Source organism: Promicromonospora sp. NPDC057488 (assembly GCF_042802395.1).
Taxonomy (GTDB): Bacteria; Actinomycetota; Actinomycetes; order Actinomycetales; family Cellulomonadaceae; genus Promicromonospora.
In genome coordinates this window covers 20,522-28,345 of the sequence record NZ_JBHVEG010000075.1, presented here as the reverse complement: position 1 = coordinate 28,345, position 7,824 = coordinate 20,522, and the positions used below count along the sequence as shown (strand labels likewise).

Sequence of the window (7,824 nt, the reverse complement as noted above, 5' to 3'; positions counted from 1 at the left end):
GGGCCAGCACTGCGACTACTGATTCACTCGATGTCGATCATCTGTTCGGTCACTCCTCGTCCGGCACGCGTCCCGCGGCTGTTGCTATCGCCATGCCGAGCTCGCGACGCCGCCGGATCAGCAGCGCACCGATGCCGAGCAGGAGCACTGTCGCGGTCACCAGCGTGGCTACATCTGCGCCGGTCGAGGCAAGGAGGCCGGAGTCGTTCCCGCTGCCGGAAGTGGAGCCGCCGGTCGAGCCCGTCCCGGCGCCGTCACCATCTCCCCCGCCCGCAGACGTGGCCACGACCTGGAACTGAGCAGCTGCCGAGTCCCCGATGGTCGTGCTGGCGGCGATACCGATGTGCGTCCCCGTCGCGAGGTCGGACGGGACCGTAAACGTCCACTGCACCTCACCCGACTCGTCCGCGGCGACCGCCGGTAGCCGGAGCGACGTCGAACGGACCGTCCCGACCACCATCTCGCCGGGCTCGAAGCCCGAGGCGTAGAAGGTCTGGCTGGCCCCGGGGGCCACCGTCTCCTCCTCGAACCACGCGCTCAGGACGCGGGCACCAGGCCCGGCCACCGTGATCGGCACCTCGGCACCGTCGCTGCCGTCCTCCGGCTCACCGACGATGACGTGCACACCGGGCTCGGCGTCCTCCGGGACGGTGATCGTGACGGTGAACCCGCACGACTCGTCCGGCACCACCGTGACCGGCTCGCCGACAGGCTCGCCCGAGGCGTCGGTCAGGGTGACCGTTACCTCGACGCCGGCGGGGAAGCCCGTGCCGGTGACCGTCACCTCGCCTCCCGGCTCGACGGTGGTCGGGTCGGCGACCAGGGCCGGGTCGGTGCACTCCTCGCCCGGACCCGCGCCGGAATCCACGACGAGCGCGGCCTCGGCCGGGGTACCGGTCGTGTCGTCCGTGGCGACCACGGTGTGGTCGCCCGGCTCTGCGTCCTCCGGCACGACCAGGTCGGTCGTGAAGGCGCCGTTCTCGTCGGTGTCCACGGTGACGGGCTCACCGACGGGGTTGTCGTCGGCGTCCGTGAGCTGCACCGTGGCCGTCGCGTCCGGCGTGAAGCCCTCGCCGGTCACCGTCGTCGTGCCGCCCGGGGCGACCTCCGACGGGTCGACCGTGACTGCCGGCGCGATGTCCGCACCCTCGACGGTGAGCGGCGCCGTGGCACCCTCGCTGCCGTCCTCGGGCTCGGCCACGACCTCGTAGTCGCCCGGCTCGGTCCCGTCGGGGATCGGGTACGGGGTGGCGAAGGAGCAGGTGTCGTCCGGCGTGACCACGACCGAGTCGCCCACCGGGTTGCCGTCGGCGTCGGTGAGCTGGACCGTCACGTCCACGCCGGCCGGGAAGCCGGTGCCGACCACCGTGACGTCCGTGCCCGCTGGGGCGGACGACGGGGTCACCGTGAGCGCGGGGGCCGACTCGCACTGCTCGGCCGCGGTGATCACGGTCAGCGGCGCCTCAGCCGGGGTGCCCGTGGTGTCGTCGGTGGCGACCACCGTGAGGTCGCCGGGCTCGGCGTCCTCCGGGACTACGAGCGGCGTCGTGAAGGCTCCGTCCGCGTCCGTGTCGACCGTGACCGGGTCACCGACGGGGTATCCGTCGGCATCGGCGAGCTGGACCGTCGCGGTCGAGTCCGGCGTGAAGTCCTCGCCTGTGACCGTCGTCGTGCCGCCCGGGGCGACCTCCGACGGGGCGACCGTGATCGTCGGGTCGATCTCGGCCGCCGGGTCCAGGACCACCAGGTCGTCGGTGGCGAACACGTCGGTCGAGAAGTCCGTGCCCGTGGCCACGTAGCCCGTCGGTGCGGAGTCCTCCGGCAGTGTCACCACGTACTCGAAACCGCCCTCCGCGTCTGTCGGGATGTCATCCGCGGTGTAAAGGAAGTCCAGGTCCCTGGCGATCTCCAGGTTCACCGTCGAGTCCGGCGTGTACCCCGCACCCGTCACGGTGACCTCGTCACCCGGGAACGCCTCGGACGGTTCGACCGTCAGGGTCGGCTCCAGCGGGAGCACCACCAGGTCCGTGTTCGCGGTCAGGTCCTCGGCGTCGGTACCGGTCACGATGTAATCCGTCGGGTACGAGTCGGCGGGCAGAGTCACCACGTGCTCGAAGCCGCCCTCCTCGTCCGTCGGGATCGCGCCGGCCGTGTACAGCACGCCCAGGTCGCTCACGATCTCCAGGTCCACGGTCGAGTCCGGTGTGTAGCCGGTACCCGTGACCGTGACGTCCTCGCTCGCGTGCGCCTCGGCCGGCTCCACCGTGATCGTCGGACCGTCGCCGGCACCCTCGACGGTGAGCGGTGCCGTGGCACCCTCGGTGCCGTCCTCGGGCTCGGCCACGACCTCGTAGTCACCCGGCTCAGCATTCTCCGGGATCGCGTACGGGGTGGCGAACGAGCAGGTCTCGTCCGGGGTCACCACGACGGGCTCGCCCACGGGGTTGTCGTCGGCGTCCGTGAGCTGGACCGTCACGTCGACGCCGGCCGGGAAGCCCGTGCCGACCACCGTGACGTCTTCACCCGCTGGCGTGGAGCTCGGCGTCACTGTGATCGCCGGGGCCGACTCGCACTGCTCGGCCGCCGTGATCACGGTCAGCGGCGCCTCGGCCGGGGTGCCCGTGGTGTCGTCGGTGCCGATGACGGTGAAGTCGCCCGGCTCGGCGGCCTCCGGGACCACGAGCGGCGTCGTGAAGGTACCGTTCTCGTCGGTGTCGACGGTGATCGGGTCACCGACGGGGTTGCCGTCCGCGTCCGTGAGCTGGACCGTCGCGGTCGAGTCCGGCGTGAAGCCCTCGCCGGTCACCGTCGTCGTGCCACCCGGGGCTACCTCCGACGGGGCCACCGTGATCGTCGGGTCGATCGCCGCGGCAGGGGTCACCGTCAGCGGCGCCTCCGCGGGAGTGTCCGTCGCATCGTCCGTGCCGACCACCGTGTAGTCGCCCGGCTCGGCGCCCTCCGGGACGCAGAGCTCGGTGGTGAAGGCACCATTCTCGTCGGTGTCGACGGTGATCGGGTCACCCACCGGGTTGCCGTCCGCGTCCGTCAGCTGCACGGTCGCCGTCGAGCTCGGCGTGTAGCCCGTGCCCGAGACCTCCGTGCACTCGCCCGGAGCCACCTCGGTCGGGTCGACTGTCAGCTCCGGCGTGACGGCCGGGGCGTCGGTCAGCGTCAGCGGGGCCTCCGCCGGGGTGCCCGTGGTGTCGTCCGTGCCGACGACGGTGTAGTCGCCCGGCTCGGCGTCATCCGGCACCACGAGCGGCGTCGTGAAGCCGCCGTCGGCGTCGGTGTCGACCGTGACAGGGTCACCGACCGGGTTGCCGTCGGCGTCGGTGAGCTGCACCGTCGCGGTGGCATCGGGCGTGTAGCCCGCGCCGGTCACCGTCGTGGTGCCGCCCGGCGCGACCTCCGCCGGGTCCACGGTCAGGGTCGGGGCGATGGCCGCGAGGTCGCAGGCGTCGACGCGCACGCCGGCGTTGCCGAGCCCGATCCGGCCTGCGTCGGCCGACTGCACCAGGCCTAGGCTGAGTGCGGACACCTCGACCTGGCCGAGCAGTTCGTCGCCGCCCGCCGTGGTGCAGTTGGCCGTCTCCTGGTAGTTGATCTGCAGGGAGACGAACTGCACCAGCACGTCGAACACGGGCGACAGTGCCGCCCCGATAGTCGAGGTGATGCCCGACTTCAGGTCGTTGATCAGCAGGTCGAAGATCTGGTCGCCCTCGTCGCTGATGACCAGGTCGTAGACCGCGCCGAAGATCGGCGCGGCGGCGTTGCCCAGGCCGTTGATCGTGGTGGCCAGCAGGGTGCCGGTGACCGCCTGCGTGCCGGTGCTGTTGTTCACGACCTGCGGGAAGTCGCCGTTCACTGCGTCCGCCAGCGGCACGGACCATGACACGTCGAGGGTGCCGAACGGGGACTCGTCGAAGAACGCGATGTTGATCGTCACCGCGTTCAGGGAGTCCTCGATCGCGCCGATCATGATGCGCGTGGCCTCCTGCATGATCTCGTGCACGCCCTCGGCGATCTGGGGGTACGTCTGGTCGTCCAGCACCTCGTAGTTGGGCGCCAGGCCGTTCATGCCGACGTCGTCTCCACCGCCCCAGGGGTCGTTGCCCTCGACCAGGTGCTCCAGGTGGAGCTGGAGCTCACCGGTGGAGAAGTCGATGGTCACGAGCTGGTTCGCCGAAGTGATGGGCTCGCCCACCACCGACTGGAAGAGCGTCTCCTGCATGTTCGAGTCCACCGTGACCGTCGGCTCCGGGATGCCCGGGACCGCCGACAAGAGCGCGGTCAGCTCCGACACGTCGAAGGTGTCGTTGACCAGCGTCTCGATCTGCGAGTCGACGGCGCCGCCGATGTCGAAGATCGTGGCGGCGGCGTCCTCGATGACGGGCGAGTGGAGCAGGAGGGTGCCGTCGCCGAGCCGGTACTGGCCCGGGCCGGTCACGCCGCCGTCGGGGTCGAGGATCACGCCGTCCTCGGCGGTGACCTCCGCGGCCAGGGCGCCGAGCTCGATCGTGAGTTGGTCGACTACGGCGTCGGAGATCCCGTCGACGCCGGCAAGTCGGGCCAGCGACAGGACGTCGAGGCTCGCCGTGCCGAACGCGTCCTGCGCCCCGTCGAGAGTGACGCCGCCGTCGGCGCCCAGCAGGCCGGACACGGCGTGCGCGTCGGCCGGCCCGGATGCCTCGCTCGTGCTGGCGAGGGCACCGATCTGGCCGAAGTCGAGGAACTGGTCCACCGGGAGCTGGAGGTCACCGAGCGCGAGCACTTGCGAGCCCAGGACTTCGACGTCCAGGTTCTCCGTGTTCGGGCCCGGGTTGCTCACGGACCCTGCGTCGGACGTCGCCGCGCCCAGCAGCGCCTGCTGCATCAGCTCGGCCGCCAGCACGCTGGCCGCAGCCTCTGCCGGCTCGTCGGGGTAGTTGTCCACGGCCGCGGCGGGAAGACCCGCCGTCGTTGCGATCAGGGCTGAGGCGGCTACCACGGCGAGGCCACGGCGCCACCTCGCGCCACCTCGTCTCCTGGTACGACCTGTCGGCACATGCGTCGGAATCACGAAGATCACTCCTCACGTTCGCGCGTCTCGTGACGGCTTCTGGGGACTGCAGGCCGCGACGAGAATGCTGCGGACCCGGTCTCAGAAGACACACGTTCCCGAGTGCCTGCCACGCGTAATGAGGAATCGTGCACGGGCGCAGTGCAATGCAACGGCGAATGCCTTCATGCAATGTGAGACATTCCGGGATGTCATTGGCTAGACGGCTGGGGACAGCACACAGTGCGCCGAAAACCAAGGATAGGAGTGGGTGAAAAATGCGTCGACACCTGTCTCGCCAGTCCGTGGAGCGGATGCACTGTGACGCGCCCGTTCCCGGCAGCCGGTCGGGTCGACGTCTCGCGCAATTCACCCGATGCCATATGCTCCCCACAGGATGCTCCGGCAGGTATTCAAGGGGCCTTCTTGAAAGGAACGAAACGTGGGTCCAGAAAGCGGACCGGTGGTTTCGGCGGCCTCGGACTCCTCCGGGCGGGCGCCGACCGCGGGCAACAGGGGGCTGGGCCGGGTGGTCCACGGGCGGGATCGCGAGATGCGGTTGATCGGAGCAGTCGCGACTGGTCTGGACCCAGAGATCCTGGTCGCAAGTGGTCTCAGCGGAATCGGCAAGAGTGCCACGGTGCTGGCCGCGCTACACCGCATCGACGCTCACTCATCGTCCGTTCGCGTCGTGCGCTCCTGCTCGGCACGCCCCTACGCGCACGGACTGGTGGGCCAAGGCGGGATGGACCTTGCGAAGTATGCCAAGCCTCTGCCCTCGGGTCCCGGCTATGAACTCGACGTCGTTGGCCTTCTGGAAGCGATTGCTGCCGGCATCGAACTGGTGCCGACGGGCCCTCGGCTGCTGTTCGTCGATGACATCGAGGTGCTTTCACCACAGCGGACCGCGTGGCTGCAGCGGCTGAGCGAAGCCGCGTACGAGCGTGACTGGCGGATCGTGGCTGCTGCCCGGCAGGTCACAGCAACAGCACTGTCCGACGACATCGAGGTACTTGATGTGGGGCCGCTCGACGAACAGGCGCTGCGCCTCTTGCTGGACGCCGAGCTCGGCCAGCCGGTCGCCGCCGACGTCGCGGGCGGGCTGCTCCGATGGAGTGCCGGGAACCCGCGGATCGCCCTTGAGCTCGCTGATGGACTCAGTCCGGCCCAGCAGCGGGGCGACTCAAAGTGGCCGGGACCACAGAACGTGGGGCCGGCGGCCCGGCGCGCGTACCGGGAATTCCTTGATGGGTCTGGCACGACCGGCGGCGGGAGTCCGGACCGTTATCCGCTCTTGGCCCTCTTGCGCGACGAGGTCTTACCACCATCCTCCGACGAAACGAGACAGGCCGAGTTTGCCGGGTCCGCGACAACGGCCCAGGCGATCCTTGAAGGCCTGCACCTGGACGATGTAGCCAAGGCCGCCGGAGTGGGCGCGGAGCCCCGAGCGGCAGCCCGCGCGGTGGGTGTGACGCTCCTGACCGGATCCGTCTGGGGCCACGACGGTTCCGACCGGTGGACACCGCCCGGAACGGAGTGGACAGACTTTCTTTGGTGGAGCGATCCAAGTGACGTCGCTCCGGCAACGCGCGCCGCCGGCGCACGCGCTGCTCTCGCGCTGATCGACCTGGAACACACCGGTCGCCTATCCGATCCCGTCGGGCTCCGCGCAGACCTCGGCCAGATCGGATCCATAGCGGATCCGCATTGGGTGGGCTTGTGTGTCCAGGTACGTGGCTGCCTGCTCCTGGGCGACGCGTCTGGTGCGCGTCGGCTCTTGAAGGAGAGTCCCGCAACGCCTGAGGGCAGGTCGGTCGCGGAGCTCGTGGCCAGGGACCTCGCGGCGGCCAGATTAGCGATGTTCGATGGCCGTGCCCAGGACGCCCGAGCCCACCTCGCCAGTGCGACGGACCTGCGTCCCAGCATCCAGGACTGGCTTCCAGTACAGGGGCTGCGCACAGCCACGGTGGCCATGCTGGAGGGGCAGGCGCCGAGGACAGACCCGCCTAGCCCGACTGGTGTGTGGTCGACCCGGGCTCTGGGTGAGTTTGCTGTTGACGTCGGCGCCGCCCACCTGGCTGTCGGACACGTCGAGCAGGCCGCCAAGTTCTTCACGATAGGACTCGAGCGCTGCGCTTGGCCATATCGTGGGCGAGCTCAGGTGCGGGCCGATTTGGTCGAGGCTGCGGCGGCCCTCGACCTGACCCACGAAACTTCGGTGCGCCAGCTCCATGGGTTGATTGACCCACCTCTCTCGCCTGACGAGTGGGCTGACCCTGATGCGGCTGCGGCCCACGAACGAATGCTCGCCGCCATGTCCCGCGAGGGCCGGCCGGGAAGCGTCGATGAATGGCTGCCGGTCTCTCTGCCCCCGATCTCGCCGTGGCAGCGCCTGCGGACGCTGATCGCCTACGGCAGATACGGCCTGATCCACGACGCCCACGCCGATGCTGCATCCGCGCTCCGAGATGCCCGTGCCCTCGCGCTGGTGGCAGGAGTGCCTGGCTGGAGTCTGGCGATCGATGCCTGCCTCTCGGAGCACGGCATGCCGCGAGAGCACATCTGGGACCAGCTGAACGAGGACGAACGAGAGATCGTCCGGCTTGCACTGCACGGAACCACCAACGCGCAGATCGCCGAGATCGCCTACGTCTCACCCCGTACGGTCGCAAACCGCTTCAGCCAGATCTATACCTCACTGCGCGTGCGGGATCGACGAGGACTGCTCGAGCTGGCCAACTCCTCCCCGCCTCCGTGGCTCGCCGATCAGGTTTGACGCGCCCTGA

2 protein-coding genes are annotated in these 7,824 nt (G+C 69.8%); one reads left to right on the top strand and one right to left on the bottom strand.

Going from position 1 to position 7,824, the window contains the following annotated elements; all coding sequences use genetic code 11:
* Nucleotides 1–49 precede the first annotated feature (49 nt).
* Nucleotides 50–4,933: a choice-of-anchor G family protein gene (locus ACFU5G_RS16365; RefSeq protein WP_377246661.1), complete on the bottom strand. Its 4,884-nt coding sequence runs from the start codon at nt 4,931–4,933 to the stop codon at nt 50–52.
* Between the two features lie 547 nt (nt 4,934–5,480).
* On the opposite strand from ACFU5G_RS16365, the gene ACFU5G_RS16360 reads away from it, so the two are divergent.
* Entirely contained in the window at nt 5,481–7,814 is a 2,334-nt protein-coding gene (locus ACFU5G_RS16360; protein WP_377246658.1) for a LuxR C-terminal-related transcriptional regulator, read from the top strand.
* Nucleotides 7,815–7,824 lie beyond the last annotated feature (10 nt).